The sequence below is a fragment of the Sphingomonas aerolata genome, from assembly GCF_023935825.1.
GTDB classification, from domain to species: domain Bacteria; phylum Pseudomonadota; class Alphaproteobacteria; order Sphingomonadales; family Sphingomonadaceae; genus Sphingomonas; species Sphingomonas aerolata.
The window spans coordinates 2,525,624-2,542,346 of the sequence record NZ_CP098762.1 but is presented as its reverse complement, the minus strand read 5'-3'; the positions used below and the strand labels follow the sequence as shown (position 1 = coordinate 2,542,346).

Genomic DNA, 16,723 nt, shown 5'->3' with positions numbered 1-16,723 from the left:
CTGACCAGCGCGCCTATTTGTTCGGTGCGCTGGTGAAGTCGATCTTGATGCGGACCCAGGCGCCGATCATCTTCTTGCCGCCGACCCGGGGCGGCAGCACGCGGAACTGCCATGCGGCCTGCCGCATTGCGCGGGCCAGCCCCGAGCCGACCGGGGATTCGCCGAGCGACCGGCAATTCTCGACCCTGTAATTCTCCGCGGTCCGGCAGGCGATCAGTGCCCAGCTGCCCGGGGGTGCGCCATTGGGAACATAGCCCGCAAGTTCGGCATGGCTCGGTTCGGTATACCATTCGGCATTGTAGAGCCGCTCGCCACTTGGACCTTCGCCCGGGCCGTAGGCAGAGCCGCTGTCCTTGCCAGCGCCCGCGCCATCGGTGTCGGAGCCGCCCGCCTGGCGATCGCCCGGGTGCGACGGGATCTTGGATATGTCCGCCGAATCGAACAACTCCATGCCGCCCGCCAGCATCTTGGGGAAGGCCGGGGCAGGGGTGACGGGGCGCGGGTCCGACGCCGGCGCGGTCGATGGCGGGCGGGGCGATCTGGGCGAGGCGCCGCCGGCGACCTTCTTCGCCTTTTCGATCACCGGGCGTTGCGGGGTCTCGGGTTTCGTCTCGCGGTCGGGTAACAGGCGGAAGCTGCTGGGCGGTGGCGTCGGCTCGGGCTTGGTCGGCGTTGGCGCGAGCCGCAGCAGCAGGAGAATGACGACGACATGCGCGGCGATCGCCAGCAGGAATGAACGCGCGCGCCGCCAGAGCGGCTGGCGCGATCGGTTCGACGCGGACAGGTAGGACGTCGAAGCCATTGATGGTCGCCTAGACCGCGCAAGGTGGTGTCGCAAGACGTCGATTGCCGTGCGGCTCGTCTCGCAAGTGGGAGGCGGTCGGCTAGTCGGCGAAGCGAATGTCGAGCGCGCGCGCGGCAAGCACCGCCTGGGTGCGGTTCTGGACGCCGAGCTTGCGCAGGATCGCGGTCATGTGGCCCTTTACGGTCGCCTCCGAAACGCCGAGGTCGAACGCGATCTGCTTGTTGAGTCGCCCCGCGAGAACGCCGAGCAATACTTTCAATTCGGTCGGGGTCAGGCTGGCGACGCGATTGGAGATGTCATCGGCCGGCAGGGCGGCGACGGGGGCATCGCGGTCGCCCGCCAGCGCGCGCGCGACCGCATTTTCGAGCGTGGCGAGATCGGCGGTCTTCGACACGAAGCCGACCGCGCCATAGGCGCGCGCGCGCGGCGCGGCCTCCGCCTCGTCGGCGGACGAGATGACGACGATCGGCGTGTCGGGACGCTCGGCATGCAGCAGCGCGACACCCGCAAAGCCCTCCGACCCCGGCATCCGCAGGTCGAGCAGGATGAGATCGAGGCGGGCGGCGCCGCGCGCCGCCTCGATCGCCTCGCCGAGCTGCCCCGCCTCGAGGATCACCGCATCGGGGGCCGCGCGACCGACCGCCAGCTTCAACGCCTGGCGAAACAGCGGGTGGTCGTCGGCGATCAGGATCGTGCGCGCGGTCATGCGAAGGCGGCGGTGGCCTTTTCGCGACCCGTGATCAGCGCGTCGACGACCGTCGGATCGGCGAGCGTCGAGGTATCGCCCAGACCGTCGAGCTGGTTCTCGGCGATCTTGCGCAGGATCCGGCGCATGATCTTGCCCGAGCGCGTTTTCGGCAGGCCGCGGGCGAACTGGAGGACATCGGGCGTCGCGATCGGGCCGATCTCGCGGCGGACCCATTGGACGAGTTCCTTGCGCAACTCTTCGCTGGGTTCGGCATTCGCGTTGAGCATGACATAGGCATAGATGCCCTGGCCCTTCACGTCGTGCGGCATGCCGACGACCGCGGCTTCGGCAACCTTCGAATGTGCGACCAGCGCGCTCTCGACTTCGGCGGTGCCCATGCGGTGGCCGCTGACGTTGATCACGTCGTCGACGCGGCCGGTGATCCAGTAATAGCCATCCGCGTCGCGGCGGCAGCCGTCACCGGTGAAATACTTGCCCGGATAGGTCGAGAAATAGGTCTGGAAGAAGCGCGCATGATCGTTCCACACGGTCCGCATCTGCCCTGGCCAGCTGTCGGCGATCACGAGATTGCCCTCGACCGCGCCGTCCAGCACCTTGCCGTCGGCATCGACCAGTTCGGGCACCACGCCGAACAATGGCTTGGTCGCGCTGCCGGGCTTGAGCGCGGTCGCACCGGGGAGCGGGCTGATCATGTGTCCGCCGGTCTCGGTCTGCCACCAGGTGTCGACGATCGGGCAGCGGCCTTCACCGACGACATTGTGATACCAGTTCCAGGCCTCCGGGTTGATCGGCTCGCCGACCGACCCGAGCAGCCGAAGCGACTTGCGGCTGGTCCGCGTGACCCAGTCGTCGCCCTCGCGCATCAGCGCGCGCAGCGCGGTCGGTGCGGTGTAGAGCGTGCTGACCTGATATTTGTCGACGATTTGCCAGAAGCGGCTGTGGTCGGGGTAATTGGGAACGCCCTCGAACATCACCGTCGTCGCGCCGTTGGCGAGCGCGCCGTACAGCGAATAGGTGTGCCCCGTGACCCAGCCGACATCGGCCGCGCACCAGAACACGTCGCCCGCGCGGTAATCGAACACATATTCATGCGTCATCGACGCCCAGACGAGATAGCCGCCGGTGGTGTGGAGCACGCCCTTGGGCTGGCCGGTCGATCCGCTGGTGTAGAGGATGAACAGCGGATCCTCGGCGTTCATTGGCTCGGGCGCGTAGTCGGTCGACTGGTTCGCAACGCACTCGTGATACCAGCAATCGCGACCCTCTGTCATCGCGATGTCGCCGCCGGTGCGGCGGACGACGATGACGGTCTCGACGCCGAGATCGCCCTGATCGAGCGCGGCATCGACATTGGCCTTCAGCGGAATCGTCTTGCCGCCGCGCAGCCCTTCGTCCGCGGTGATGACGACGCGGCTGTCGCAATCGTGGATCCGGTTGCACAGGCTGTCGGGGGAGAAGCCGCCGAACACAACCGAATGGATCGCGCCGATCCGCGCACAGGCGAGCATCGCGAACGCGGCTTCGGGGATCATCGGCAGATAGATCGTGACGCGGTCCCCCTTCGCGACGCCGCGTGCCTTCATCGCATTGGCGAGCCGGGACACTTCGTCGCGCAGCTCGGCGTAGCTGATCGTGCGCGAGTCGGCGGGGTCGTCGCCTTCCCACAGGATCGCGGTCGCATCGGGGCGTGCATCGGCGTGGCGATCGACGCAATTGGTGGCGACGTTGAGCTGGCCGTCCTCGAACCAGCGGATGCGGAAATCGGCCTCGTCGAACGACGTGTCCTTGATCTTGGTCGGGGAAATGATCCAGTCGAGCCGCTGCGCCTCTTTCGCCCAGAAGGCATCGGGATCAGTCGCGGCCTCGGCATACATCCGGTCATAGGCGGCGGCATCGATCCGTGCGTCCTTGGCCCATGCTGCGGGAACGGGATAGCTGGCCTCGGTCATCACACTCTCCTTTTGCCGCCGTTCTAGACGGTCGCGCGGCACGCGGCACCCCCAACCAAAGTCAGGGATGATCCCGCCCGGGCGATCCGCCATCGTCCCGCTGCTTGCATCTACGCGTCAGACCAGTGGAGCAACCAGGAGGTTGGGATGAAACGATCGGTATTCACGACGTTGCTGCTTGGCACCGCCCTTGTCGGGTTGACTCCAGGCGCCGCCTTTGGCCAGACCGCGCGAGAGGCGGAACTCGAAGCACGGCTCAAGGCGCTCGAAGCCGCGGTCCAGGACCTTCGCGGTGAGTTGACCGCAGCGCGTGCAACCGCCGCCGCGGCCCCGACGCTGTCCCCACAGACCGCCGTCGCTGCGTCGCAGGTGACGGCGCCGGCCGCGTCGCCCGGCGGATCGCCCGGCGCGACCAATGTGGCCCAGGCCAAGCCTGTCGCGACAAATTCGGCACCGACCGACGGTTTTCGCATGGGGAACACGACGGTCAAGCTGGGCGGTTTCGTTCGCCTCAACGCCATCGCCAGCCGCTACAGCGGTGGCGAGGTCGCGGTCGGGGGGCTGGGCAAGGAGTTCTTCCTGCCGCAGCAGATCCCGGTCGGCGGCGGGTTCTCCAGCCAGGACCTGTTGCTCTCGGCGCGCCAGACCCGCCTGCAGTTCAGCACGGCAACTCCGATGAACGGTACCGACATAAAGACGCTGGTGGAGTTCGATTTCGCGCTCGCGACGGCGCCGGTCGGTGCCCAGCGCGCGACCAACCCCTACACGCCCACTTTCCGCCGTGGCTTCATCGAATATGGCAATCTGCTGGTCGGGCAGGAATGGTCCACCTTCCAGAACATCGCGGTGCTGCCCGAAACGACCGATTTCGTCGGCCCGCTGGACGGCACGGTGTTCAACCGTCAGGCGCTGATCCGCTACTCCATCCCCTTGCGAACCGGGCTGACGTTGCAGGTCGCGGTCGAGAATCCCGAAACGGAAACGGCGCTGCCCGCCAATGCGGCGCTGGTCGACACGGATGACGACCGCCTGCCTGACGTGGTGGCACGGCTGAACTGGAAGTCGACACTGGGCGATTTCGCACTGGCCGGCATCGCGCGCGAATTGCGCACCGATACGCTGGGCCGCGGCGATACCGCCTTTGGCTGGGGTGTTTCCGGGTCCGGCAAGATCCCGATCGGCAAGCGTCACGACCTGCGCTTCATGGCGACCTACGGCCAGGGCATCGGCCGGTATCTGGGATTGGGATATGTCCCCGATGCGATCTACGGCGGCACCGCGACGCAGCTCGAGCGGATCGACAATTTCGCGGGCTTCGCGGCACTGCGTATCGGCTGGACCGATGCGATCCACTCGACGCTGATGGGCAGCTACCAATCGGCCGATTATCCGGCCGGCGTGATCGTCACGGGGCTGGCCAATGCCAAGTCCTATGGCGGTGCTGCCAACCTGTTCTGGTCGCCCGGCAAGGGCTTCGACATCGGCGTCGAATATCGCCACGCCGTCCGCGAACTGGTCTCGGGTGACACCGGTGCGCTCGACCGCATGGAATTCGCCATCAAATACGGGTTCTGATCGCCCGACGTTCCAAAATCACCACCGCTCCACTTGAGAGGATACCGCCATGGCAACGACAACAGGGGACGCATCGCCCCTTGGTCACGTGAAGCAGAGCCAGCCACTGATCATCATCGCGTCGTCGCTCGGCGCGGTGTTCGAATGGTATGACTTTTATCTGTACGGGCTGCTCGCGACGATCATCACTGCGCAGTTCTTCTCGGGCGTCAACGAGACGACCGGTTTTATCTTCGCGCTCGCGGCGTTCGCGGCCGGGTTCGCGGTGCGGCCGTTCGGTGCGCTGGTGTTCGGGCGGATCGGCGATGTCGTCGGGCGCAAGAACACCTTCCTCGTCACGATGGCGATCATGGGATTGTCGACGTTCCTCGTTGGTCTGCTTCCGAGCTATGCCTCGGTCGGCGTCGCCGCGCCGATCGCGCTGGTCGTGCTGCGGCTGCTGCAGGGCCTCGCGCTCGGCGGCGAATATGGCGGTGCTGCGACCTATGTCGCCGAGCATGCGCCCGACAAGAAGCGCGGGCTGTTCACCAGCTTCATCCAGACCACGGCGTCGCTCGGTCTGTTCGCCGCCCTGCTGATCGTCATCGGTGTGCGCACGCTCGTCGGCGAGGAGGCGTTCGCGGCCTGGGGCTGGCGTATCCCGTTCATCGTCTCGATCGCGCTGCTCGCGGTGTCGCTCTGGATCCGGATGCAGCTCGAAGAGAGCCCCGTGTTCCAGAAGATGAAGGAGGAGGGCAAGACCTCCAAGGCACCGCTGACCGAGGCGTTCGCCAAATGGGGCAACCTCAAGATCGTGCTGATCGCGCTGTTCGGTGCGGTCGTGGGGCAGGGCGTCGTTTTCTACACCAGCCAGTTCTACGCGCTGTTCTTCCTCGAAAAGAATCTCCGTGTCGACGGGCCGACGACGAACATCCTGATCGCAATCGCGCTGCTGATCGCGACACCCGCGTTCATCTTCTTCGGCTGGCTTTCGGACAAGGTCGGGAGGAAATGGATCATCCTGACCGGCTGTGCCCTCGCCGCACTGACCTATATGCCGCTGTTCCACGCGCTGTCGAAGGCAGCCAACCCGGCGCTCTATGCCGCGCAGCTGTCGTCGCCGGTCAGCGTCGTCGCCAACCCCGATGAATGCTCGGTGCAGTTCGATCCGGTCGGCAAGAACAAGTTCGACAGCAGCTCGTGCGACATCGCCAAGTCGTATTTGGCCAAGGCCGGCATTTCCTACACCAACGTCGTCGCACCGGCGGGCACGGTCGCACAAATCCATATCGGCGGCGCGACCATTCCGGTCGTCAATCCGGCGATCGTGACAGGGGCCGATCGTACTGCAGCGATCAAGGCGTTCGGCGCCGAGGTGAAGACCGCACTGACCGCGGTCGGCTATCCCGAAAAGGCGGACCCGGCGCAGATCAACAAGCCGATGGTCGTCGCGATCCTCGTCCTGCTCGTGCTGTACGTGACGATGGTCTATGGCCCGATCGCCGCGCTGCTGGTCGAACTGTTCCCGACGCGGATCCGCTACACGTCGATGTCGCTGCCCTATCATATCGGCAATGGCTGGTTCGGCGGCTTCCTGCCGACTGCGGCCTTTGCGATGGTCGCGGCGACCGGGGACATCTATTACGGGCTCTGGTACCCGATCCTGGCCTGTGCGGTTACCGCATTGGTCGGTCTGGTCTTCCTGCCCGAGACGTTCCGCCGCTCGTTGCACGGCTGAACGCAAGTATCGAGCAGTCCCGGGGTGCGGCAGCCGCCGCACCCCGGATCTGTTTCAGAACAGCGTCTTGAACAATCCGGCATTGGTCTTGCCGAGTTCGACGATCGAATCCCCCCGACCACTCATCACCGCTTTCGCCATATAGAGCGTGAAGCCCTTCATCTGTTCGAGCGTGATCTTGGGCGGCATCGACAGTTCGGTGCGCGCCGTGACGGCATCGAGCAGCGCGGGCCCCGGATGCGCGAGCACCTCGCGTACGCCGGCCTTGACCTCGCCAGGGTCGGTGACGCGAACGCCGTGCAGACCGATCGCGCGCGCCATCGCGGCGAAATCGGGATTATCGAGCGCGACGCCGGTCTCGATCATCCCCGCCGCCTTCATCTCCATTTCGACAAAGCCGAGCGTGCCGTTGTTGAAGACGATGATCTTCACGGGCAGGCCGAGCTGCCGAACGGTCAGCAATTCACCCATCAGCATCGCGAGGCCACCGTCGCCCGACAGGCTGACGATCTGACGGCCGGGATAGGCGGCCTGCGCGCCGATCGCCTGGGGCAGGGCGTTTGCCATCGAGCCATGGTTGAACGACCCGATCAGTCGGCGGCGGCCGTTCATCTCGAGGTAGCGCGCTGCCCAGACGGTCGGGGTGCCGACATCACATGCAAAGACGGCGTCGTCGCTTGCCAGGTAGCTGACGCCGCGCGCGACATGCTGCGGGTGGATCACGCCGCTGCCCGGGGTGCCGGTCGCGAGCTCGTCCAGGCCTTTGCGCGACTTGGCGTAATCCTCGCGTGCGTCGCGCAGGAAGGCGCCGTCGCGCTCGCGTGTCAGCAGCGGCAGCAGATGGTCGATCGTCGCGCCGACGTCGCCGACCAGTCCGAGATCGATCGCGGTGCGGCGCCCGAGATTTTCGGGCCGCAGGTCGATCTGCGCCACCTTCGCCTTTTCCGGATAGAATTGGCGATAGGGGAAGTCGGTCCCGAGCATCAGCAGCGTGTCGCACGCCATCATCGCATCATAGCCGGACGAGAAACCGATCAGCCCGGTCATGCCGACATCGTAAGGATTGTCATATTCGACGAATTCCTTGCCGCCGAGTGCATGGACAACCGGTGCCTGGAGCACGCCGGCAAGCGCGACGAGTTGCGCATGCGCCCCCCGACAGCCGCGACCCGCGAGGATCGTCACCTTGCCGGCGTCGTTCAGCAGCGCGGCAAGGCGGGCGAGCGCGTCCTGATCGGGGATGATCGTGGCCGCTTCGGGCAGCAACGCGGTGCGGGATCGGGCGATAAGGCCCGTGGTCGTGCGCAATGCGACATCACCCGGCATCGCGACGACTGCGACGCCACGATGGCCGACCGCGGCACGGATCGCTGTGTCGAGCGTGCGCGGCATCTGATCGGCATCGGAGATCGTCTCGCAATAGACGCTGCATTCGCGGAACAGCGCCTCGGGACGGGTTTCCTGGAAATAATTGGAGCCGATTTCCGCGCTCGGTATCTGCGCGGCAATCGCCAGCACGGGCACGCGGGTCCGGTTGCAGTCGTACAGCCCGTTGATCAGATGCAGGTTGCCCGGCCCGCAGGAGCCAGCGCAGACCGCGAGCTTGCCGGTGAGTTGCGCTTCGGCGCCGGCCGCGAAGGCCGCCGCTTCCTCGTTGCGGACGTGCACCCATTCGATCGTTCCGCGCCGCCTGAGCGCTTCGGTGAGACCGTTCAGGCTGTCGCCGACCACGCCATAGATGCGCTCGACGCCGGCAAGTTCGAGCGTCTCGACGAACAGGTCGGCGATCAGGGTCTTGGGCATCGGGCGTCTCCGGGTCTCGAAAAATGGTGAAGGTCGAGGCCTCAACGCGTCCCGGCGGCAAGTGACGCGGCGGAATCGCGGAATTGACCCTAGGAGCGGTATGACCGGATCGTTGCAGAAATGTAACAAGTCCGAATTTTCGGTCCGAAAACGCGTGCGGATACGATCTCGTTACCCTGAATCGGTTGCATTCAAAATTTGGAGACCCGAGCATGCGCAACGGATCCCGGCAACATCCCGGGCCCATGACAAAGGATTGATTTCGGCACGGCCAGTATTGCGTGAGCAAACGACGTAAATCGTCGATGGACTTGAGGGAAGGATCCGAAAAGGCGCTCACCATTCGGGGGTAGCCTAATGAAGATTGCTCATCATATCTCGCGTCACGCCTTGATCGTTGCCCTTGCTGCTGGGGGGCATGTTTCGGCCAGTGCCCAAGAGCTTGCCCAGACGACAAACCCCGCCACGGTAGGATCGGCCAGCGCGCCGACAAGTGATACGCCCGACGACATCATCGTGACGGGGACGCGTGCGACCGGCATTACTGCTGCCGAAAGCGCGGCGCCGATCAAGGTGCTTGATGCCGACATGATGAGCCATGTCGGCCAGCCCAATCTGAACCAGATCCTGACGCAGTTGGTCCCGTCCTTCACCGCGCAGGCATTTGGCGGCGACACCGCGAACCTGACGCTGTCCGCCCGGCTGCGCGGGCTGAGCCCCAACCACACACTGGTGCTCGTCAACGGCAAGCGCCGGCATGGGACCGCCAACCTCGCAGTGCTCGGCGGGCCCTATCAGGGTGCGGCGACCGCGGATCTGGACCTGATCTCCCCCTCGTCGATCAAGCGGATCGAGGTTCTGGAAGACGGCGCGGCGGCCCAATATGGCTCGGATGCGATCGCCGGGGTGATCAACATCATCCTCAAGGACGGCGATACGGGCGGCGATGGCTATGCGACCGCGGGCGAGAATTACCAGACGGGCGGACGGACCTATGCCGGGACGCTACATCTCGCGACGAAGATCGGCGAGGACGGCTTCCTCAACGTGACCGCATTCCACCGCTATCACGACTTCACGCAGGTCGGTGGGCTCGACCGGCGGGTGACGGACGGTGATGGCAAGTTGCTGACCGGCACAACGTCGCCGGCGCTCAGTCCCCTGCAACAGCAGCTCTACCCGAATATTTCGGGCTTCCCGTACGTCAATCGGATCAACGGTGATGCGCAATCCCGCCTCACCAACCTGCAATTTAACAGCGCCTACGACTTCGGCGCGGCGGAGGTGTATAGTTTCGGCACCTATTCGAAGCGGATCGCCAGCGCGTACGAAAATCTGCGTGTCCCGACGCGGGTCTCGCGGACGGTCGGCGGGGTCACGACCTATTTCGATCCTGACGGCGACAGCCCGGTCAACGGCTTTTCGCCGCGCGAGAAGATCCGCGAGGACGACATGGCGTTTACCGGCGGGGTTCGCGGGCTGCTGAGCGGCTTCAATTACGACGTGTCGACCAGTTTCGGGCAGGACAAGAACCTCATCTATACCGTCGATTCCGCCAACGCCTCGCTCTACGCGGATACCGGATTTACGCCGACGAGCTTCTATAACGGCTTCTTCAAGGCGACCGAGTTCACCGCGAACGCCGATGTCACCCGCGAGATCGCGGTGGGCATGGCGGCCCCGCTAAACCTCGCATTCGGCGCGGAGTACCGGAAGAACGTGTACGAGATCGGCTCGGGCGATGCCGCATCGATCTATAAGGAGGGCGGGCAATCCTATCCCGGGTTCCGGCCATCCGATGCGGGCGTGAACGGCCGCAACAGCCAGGCGGCCTATGTCGATGTCGCGATGATGCCGATCGACGGGCTGAAGGTCGATGTTGCCGGACGCTATGAACATTATTCCGATTTCGGCAGCAAGTTCATCTACAAGGGGACGAGCCGCTACGACTTTTCGGACGCGTTCGCACTTCGCGGCACGGTCTCGACCGGGTTCCGGGCGCCGACGCTCGCAGAATCCTATTATTCAGCGACCAATGTCTCGCCGACGTCCGCGTTCGTGCAGCTGCCGGCCAATTCCGCCGCGGCCAAGCTCCTAGGGTTTGCCAATCTCAAGCCGGAGAAATCGACCAATTTCAGCCTGGGGACCGTACTGCGCCCGGCGCCACGCCTGACGATCACGCTCGACGCCTATCAGGTCAAAATCCGCGACCGCATCCTCGGGACCGGCTCTCTGTACGGCAGCGGTGGTGCGACGAACTTCCCGATCGTGACCGCGGCCATTCGGGCGAACGGCAACATCCTCGACCCGACCGTCAATCAGACCGGGATCAACATCTTCACCAATGGCGCGGACACGCGGACGCGCGGCATCGATCTGGTGGTGAGCTACGTCACCGATCTTGCCGACTATGGCAAAGTGAACTGGATGCTGTCGGGCAATTATAACGAGACCAAGGCGCTCAGGCTGAATGCGGCGCCTGCGATGCTCGGCGGCATCCCGCTCTTCGACGATGAGGCGATCAGCTATCTCGAGACGGCGTCGCCCAAGACCAAGGTGATCGGTTCGATCGTCTATGCGGTCGACAAGTTCGGCGCGACGCTGCGCGGGACCGTCTACGGCAAGACGACGGCGTATCTGACCCCGGATGGCGGCGAATATTACAAGCAGACGGTCGGGTCGGCGTTCATCGGCGACGTCGAACTCAACTATGACCTGACCGCCGCACTCAAGCTGTCGGTCGGCGCCAACAACCTGTTCAACAAGCGGCCGCCGACCGTCGGGCTGGTGCCGGGGTCGACCAACTCGCTGGTCAACGACGCCAATGTTCTCGACGGGCCGCTGACGTTCAGTCCCTACGGCATCAACGGCGGCTATTATTACGCGCGCTTCAATATTACCTTCTGACGAGATCGGGCGCGGCGCTCGGCGGCCGCGCCCGAACCTGCCTGTGGGTCAGGCGGGTGCCATGACCGACAGGATATCATCGACCTGCGCGGTGGCGAACGCGGTATATTCGTCGCCGATCGCATAGGGCAGCAGGATGCGGCGCCCCTGCAACAGCCCGCCACAGCTATAGGTGACGTTCGGCACATAGCCGCCACGCTGCTCCGCGCTCGGGAACAGGAGCGGGGAAGGCGTGCGCGCCAGCACACGGCTGGGGTCCGCCTTGTCGAGCAGGCACGCGCCGATGCAATAGCCGCGGACCATGCCGACGCCGTGGGTGAAGACCAGCCAGCCCTCGTCGATCTCGATCGGGGATCCGCAATTGCCAAGCTGCACGAATTCCCACGGATATTTCGGTGCCATGATCGGCGTCCCGCGGTCCCAAGTGTAAAGATCGTCCGAGCGGAGCAGCCAGATCGTCTCGCTGTCCTGCCGTCCGAGCATCACGAACTGGCCATCGATCCGGCGCGGGAACAGCGCCATGCCCTTGTAGCCGGTCATGGCGCCGGCGAGGGGGCGCATCTCGAAGGTCCGCATGTCGACGCCGCGGAGCATTTCCTGCTGAACCTTGCGTCCGTCGAACGCGGTATAGGTCCCGATGATGCTGCGAACGCCGTCGTGATCGGTAAAATTGACGAGGCGCAGATCCTCGACCCCCTGGCGCTGGCTGGGCAGCACGGGAAAGATGACCGTTTCCGACGCGTCCTGGCTGTCGTCGCATAAGAGCCGGACCCAGCCATCCTGGTTGCGGTCGATTCGTGGCGGCACACCATGCGGGCTTGCCGGATCGATCACGAGGCGATCGTCGGGTCCCCATTCGCCGGTGCGGAACGTGACCGAGGAGATATGTCCTTCGCCGATGCCGCGCAACGACAGCACGAACTTGACGCCGCCCGTAGCCGATCCGGGTTCGTCGTCGATCCGCGCGATGCTCGGATTGAAAAGGGCCGCCGACTCGAACGCATATTCCTGACTGAAATAGGCGCCCAGCAGCAGGGCCTCGTCGGCGTCGATGTCGCCGATATCAAGCTCGTCTTGAACCTCGGCAAAGCGGCGGCGGAAGACGTCATCGGCATTGCGATGCCGCTCCTCCATCGGTTTTGCGAGCAGTTCGACCATGCGTTTGCGCAGCGCGGGGTCGAGTGCCATCACCCGCTGCGCCACCTTTTGCGCGCGCGATGGACGATCGGCCGCAAATGCCTCGGGGTAGCTGAAGCTGAACGGGCGGATCACCGTTCGCGAAGGATCGGGCTTGAGTTCGATCTCAAGCTTCTTGAAGACGTTGGCAGCTTCCATGCGCGGACCTTTCATCGGGCGGCGTCCTGCATGCGCACACCCTTGCCCCGTTCAGCGATAGACCGCGCATTTATATCCACGGATCGCATCGCCGCGGCGGATTTCCCCGTAACCTGCTGCTCTCGGACCTTACCGGATATCGTGCAACAACTTTGCTATTGATAACCACTCGCAAACTTCTGTAGGGCATGACCATGCAGGCCACCCCGCAGCGCACGCCGGATCTAAGGCGGACGGCAACGTCGCCGCGGCGTCGCTTGCGTCCTGCGGTCGTGCCGATGATTGCCCGGATCGGGACCGCGCTGGTCGGTGGCTATGTTCTTGCCTCGGCGGTCGCCACGCTGATCGCGCGGCTGCTGCCAGTGGACCGTGCCGAGGCGACCAGCTGGGGAATGATCCTCTCGTTCCTGGTCTACGCAATCGCCGCGCTTTGGAGCTTTCACGGGCCACGCGTGATGCGCGTCATGCTCGGCATCTGGGGCGGCAGCGCGGCGATCGGCCTGGCACTGGCCTTGCTCGGGGTCCGCCCATGACGGCTGCCTTGCCGCTGCGGCAGAGCATGGCGTGGATCCATGGGTGGCTGGGACTGCTCGCGGGATGGCTGCTGTTCGCGATGTTCCTGACGGGGACGGCAAGCTATTTCCGGCCCGAAATCACTCAGTGGATGCAACCCGAAATCCGCGCGAGCACGGTGTCGCCTGCGCAGGCGGCGCAAGGCGCGATGACCTATCTGCAGCGGATCGGCGCGGGGGACGACGTCCAGTGGTTCCTCTATCTTCCCGATGCCCGCTCGGCGGTGACGCGCGTGTTCGAGCAGCGGAGCCCGACGTCGACGGCACCGCCACGTCCCGCCGAACTCACGCTCGATCCTCGCAGCGGGGAGCCGGTCCGTGCGCGCGAAACGCGCGGCGGCGAGCATTTCTATCGGTTCCACTTCCAGCTTCAGCTGCCCTATCCCTGGGGGCGCTGGCTGGCCGGACTGTGTGCGATGGTGATGCTGGCGGCGATCGTGTCGGGGGTGATCACGCACAAGCGGATCTTTGCCGATTTCTTCACGCTGCGCTGGAACAAGGGACAGCGGAGCTGGCTCGATGCGCATAACGTCTCGGCCGTGCTCGCGCTGCCCTATCACGCGATGATCACCTATACCGGGCTGATCACGCTCGTGGCGATGTACATGCCGTGGCCGGCGATGGTGAACTACAAGACGCCGCTCGATTACGGGGCGGTCGCATTCGGCATTCCGACCGAGCGCGCGGCGACCGGGATTGCCGCGCCGCTGCTGCCGATCGGGCCGATGATCGAGAAGGCCGAAGCGCTTCTCGGCGCACCTGCGACCCGGGTCGTGGTGCGCCATCCTAATGATCGTGCGGCAACGGTGACCGTCTATCGTCATGCCGGCGTGTCGATCAATGCGCGGCTGCCATCGGTGACCTATTCGGGAAGCACTGGGCAAATGCTCGAGCGATCGGGCGGCACCGGCCCCGCGCTGATGACCGCGGGGGTGATGCTCGGTCTGCACGTCGCGAGCTATGCGGGTACCGGGCTGCGCTGGGCCTATTGCCTGCTCGGCCTGACCGGCGCCGCGATGGTCGGTACGGGCCTGTTGCTCTGGACGACCAAGCGGCGGCGGCCGGGCGCGGCGCCGTTTCCGGGGCTGGCGCTCGTCGAGCGGTTGAACATAGCGGTGATTGCCGGGCTGCCGGTCGGGATGGCGGCGTATCTCCTGGCGAACCGATTGATTCCTGTCGATGCGGCCGGGCGTGCGGATGGCGAAGTCGCCGCGATGTTCTGGGTCTGGGGCGCGGTCGCAGTCGCGCAGCTGGCCCGATCGCCGCGGCGCGCCTGGATCGAAGGGTTCGGGATCGGTGCCATCGCCTTTGCCGCAATTCCGGTCATCAATGCCGTCACGACCCCGCGCGGTCTGCCGGCCTCATTGCGTGGCGACGACCCGGTATTTGCCGGGTTCGACCTGACCATGCTCGCGATCGCCACCGTGCTGGGGATGGCAGCATGGCGTGTCGCGCATCTTCGTCCGGCCCCCCCGGTACGACGTCCTGCCCGTGGAGTGGTTCATGCTTGAAACGATCATCGTCACACTGGCGGGCTGGATGCTGCTCGCGGCCTCCGCGTTTCGCTATCGCCGGGATCTCGGGATCACCGCACCCGGGACGATCCGGCTGTTGCGGATCGCCGCCGCCGCCGCGCTGACGCTGGCGTTCCTGCGGTGCGGGGCGCCGGTCAGCGGCGAACGCGTCGTGCGGTTTCTGGGTGGCGGCTCGATCGCGGCGGTCATCATGGTCGGCACGCTGTCGGTCGCGCCGATGCTCATTTTGCGGCCCGTCGTCCTGATCCTCGGCATGGCGCGTGCCCTACGACCTTCGAAAGACGAACACCGTACCGCTTCGGCCTGACGGCGGAAGCGGTACGGAGGGTGCCGGTCATTCGCGATTGGCCTGAGGACTCGATCCGCCACAGTTGTGGCGGATCGCAACCATCCTAGCGATTTACCGCGGCAGCCGGTGCGCGGGGTAGCGTTTGCGCGACGGGTGTGCCGACGGGTGCCGGTGGCGGCGTGACACCGGTTACGGATGGGGCACAGCCTGGGACGGTGGACGGCGCCATTGCCCCGGGAGGGGCCAAGTTCGCGCCGCCCGGTGGCGGGGGCGGCGGACCATCGTGGCCGGGACCACCGGGGCCGCGAGGACCACCGGAGCCATGCGGCGGCGGCCCGCCCGCGGGGCCGGCGGCGATGATCCGCCCATTCGGATCGACCAGATAGGACGCGCGCAGCTGCCCATTGTCGTAGCGACCCTGTACCGTCATCGTCGCACCGGCAGTGACGCCATCGCCGTTGCGACCGGCATCGATCATCGTCCGCCCGGTTGCGTCCTGAAGGACGAAGCGGTCACCGAAGATCTCGACCACACGGCCCTTTACCGTCACCACGCCGCTCGCGCCCGACAGTCGGGCGATCGCGGTCGGCGTGGTGGGTGCCATCTCGATGCCGGGCCGCGTCAGCGATACGGCGCCGGCGCCGCCTGCCACGCCGACGCCGAGCAGGGCGGCAGCGGCGAGCTTCATCCGCGTTCCGCGGTTCAGTGTGTCCATCAAACGGGGCATTCATCGTCTCCTCTTCGTGTCGATGACCGGCGTCTAGGCGCCGCATCCCCACGCCCCGCTGAACTTCCCCGTTCAGTTTGGGTTTAGCGTGCACAGCTAGCGAGGTCGTCATGCGTATATTGCTCGTCGAGGACGATCCCGATCTCGGCCCCGCGCTGGCCAAGGCCTTGCGAGGCGAGAATTGCGCGGTCGATCTTGCCGCAAACGGCGTCGATGCGGGGCATCTGGGCGACACCGAGGCCTATGACGCCGCCGTGCTGGATCTTGGCCTGCCGGGCCGAGACGGCGTCACGATCCTGCGGGACTGGCGGGCGGCGGGGCGCGACCTTCCTGTGCTGATCCTCACCGCGCGCGACGGATGGTCGGACAAGGTGGCGGGGTTCAAGGCGGGGGCCGACGACTTCATGACCAAGCCGTTCCGCGTCGAGGAACTCGTCATGCGGCTGCGTGCGCTGGTGCGCCGGGCGGCGGGGCACGGCGCCACACGGCTCGAATGCGGTCCGCTCGCATTCGAGACGCAGACCGGCCAGTTCGAGCTCGACGGTTTGCCGGTCAAACTGACTGCGCTCGAATGGCGGGTGCTGTCGGCGCTGATGCTGTCGAAGGACGCGGTGATCGAGCGCCTGGCGTTGATGGAGCGTGTCTATGAGGGCGATGCGGACGTCGATTCGAACAGCCTCGAGGTGATCGTGGGTCGGCTGCGCAAGAAGATCGGCGCATCGCTGATCGATACCGTCCGCGGCCGGGGTTACCGGCTCGCGACGCCGGCACCCCGATGACGCTGATCCCGCGGTCGATCC

The 16,723-nt window shown here is 65.6% G+C and carries 13 protein-coding genes; 7 read left to right on the top strand and 6 right to left on the bottom strand.

Translation table 11 applies throughout. The features are described 5' to 3' along the window. Positions 1-13: 13 nt before the first annotated feature. The 3 genes from NEF64_RS11560 to acs form a co-directional block, all read right to left on the bottom strand. Complete coding sequence (locus NEF64_RS11560; RefSeq protein WP_056407757.1) at positions 14-802, bottom strand: hypothetical protein; 789 nt, start codon at positions 800-802, stop codon at positions 14-16. 82 nt (positions 803-884) lie between these two features. Further along, positions 885-1,511 (bottom strand): response regulator transcription factor, encoded by a 627-nt coding sequence (locus tag NEF64_RS11555; RefSeq protein WP_107045885.1) that lies wholly within the window; start codon positions 1,509-1,511, stop codon positions 885-887. After that, a complete protein-coding gene (acs, locus tag NEF64_RS11550) occupies positions 1,508-3,463 on the bottom strand; it encodes an acetate--CoA ligase (RefSeq protein ID WP_031395280.1) in 1,956 nt (651 codons plus the stop codon). Before acs ends, NEF64_RS11555 begins: the two co-directional genes overlap by 4 nt. 147 nt (positions 3,464-3,610) lie before the next feature. Here acs and NEF64_RS11545 point away from each other — a divergent pair, with 147 nt between their 5' ends. Both NEF64_RS11545 and NEF64_RS11540 read left to right on the top strand, forming a co-directional pair. Further along, positions 3,611-5,038, top strand: coding sequence for a DcaP family trimeric outer membrane transporter (locus NEF64_RS11545; RefSeq protein ID WP_107045884.1), 1,428 nt, complete (start codon positions 3,611-3,613; stop codon positions 5,036-5,038). Positions 5,039-5,087: 49 nt separating this feature from the next. Further along, complete coding sequence (locus tag NEF64_RS11540) at positions 5,088-6,755, top strand: MFS transporter (protein ID WP_031395000.1); 1,668 nt, start codon at positions 5,088-5,090, stop codon at positions 6,753-6,755. Between the two features lie 54 nt (positions 6,756-6,809). Here the strand turns inward: NEF64_RS11540 and poxB are convergent, their stop codons facing one another. Beyond that, entirely contained in the window at positions 6,810-8,558 is a 1,749-nt protein-coding gene (gene poxB, locus NEF64_RS11535; RefSeq protein ID WP_252573760.1) for a ubiquinone-dependent pyruvate dehydrogenase, read from the bottom strand. A gap of 357 nt (positions 8,559-8,915) precedes the next feature. Between poxB and NEF64_RS11530 the strand changes: the two genes are divergently transcribed. Further along, positions 8,916-11,465 carry a TonB-dependent receptor plug domain-containing protein gene (locus NEF64_RS11530; RefSeq protein WP_252573758.1) on the top strand — a complete coding sequence of 850 codons (2,550 nt, stop codon included), beginning with the start codon at positions 8,916-8,918 and terminating at the stop codon, positions 11,463-11,465. A gap of 48 nt (positions 11,466-11,513) precedes the next feature. Here NEF64_RS11530 and NEF64_RS11525 read toward each other — a convergent pair whose 3' ends face one another. Beyond that, positions 11,514-12,800, bottom strand: a complete 1,287-nt coding sequence (locus NEF64_RS11525; protein ID WP_056407764.1) for a glycoside hydrolase family 130 protein — start codon at positions 12,798-12,800, stop codon at positions 11,514-11,516. 188 nt (positions 12,801-12,988) lie between these two features. Here NEF64_RS11525 and NEF64_RS11520 point away from each other — a divergent pair, with 188 nt between their 5' ends. From NEF64_RS11520 to NEF64_RS11510, 3 genes are read left to right on the top strand one after another with little or no spacing between them, the layout of a single operon-like run. Then, entirely contained in the window at positions 12,989-13,333 is a 345-nt protein-coding gene (locus tag NEF64_RS11520) for an iron transporter (RefSeq protein WP_156360407.1), read from the top strand. Further along, complete coding sequence (locus tag NEF64_RS11515) at positions 13,330-14,883, top strand: PepSY-associated TM helix domain-containing protein (RefSeq protein ID WP_252573756.1); 1,554 nt, start codon at positions 13,330-13,332, stop codon at positions 14,881-14,883. Before NEF64_RS11520 ends, NEF64_RS11515 begins: the two co-directional genes overlap by 4 nt. Next, positions 14,876-15,214, top strand: coding sequence for a hypothetical protein (locus tag NEF64_RS11510; RefSeq protein WP_056407768.1), 339 nt, complete (start codon positions 14,876-14,878; stop codon positions 15,212-15,214). The genes NEF64_RS11515 and NEF64_RS11510 overlap by 8 nt, the downstream gene beginning before the upstream one ends. 85 nt (positions 15,215-15,299) lie before the next feature. On the opposite strand, the gene NEF64_RS11505 is transcribed toward NEF64_RS11510, so the two are convergent. Continuing rightward, positions 15,300-15,923: a hypothetical protein gene (locus NEF64_RS11505; protein ID WP_082446974.1), complete on the bottom strand. Its 624-nt coding sequence runs from the start codon at positions 15,921-15,923 to the stop codon at positions 15,300-15,302. Between the two features lie 110 nt (positions 15,924-16,033). On the opposite strand from NEF64_RS11505, the gene NEF64_RS11500 reads away from it, so the two are divergent. After that, complete coding sequence (locus NEF64_RS11500) at positions 16,034-16,702, top strand: response regulator (RefSeq protein ID WP_056407771.1); 669 nt, start codon at positions 16,034-16,036, stop codon at positions 16,700-16,702. Positions 16,703-16,723 lie beyond the last annotated feature (21 nt).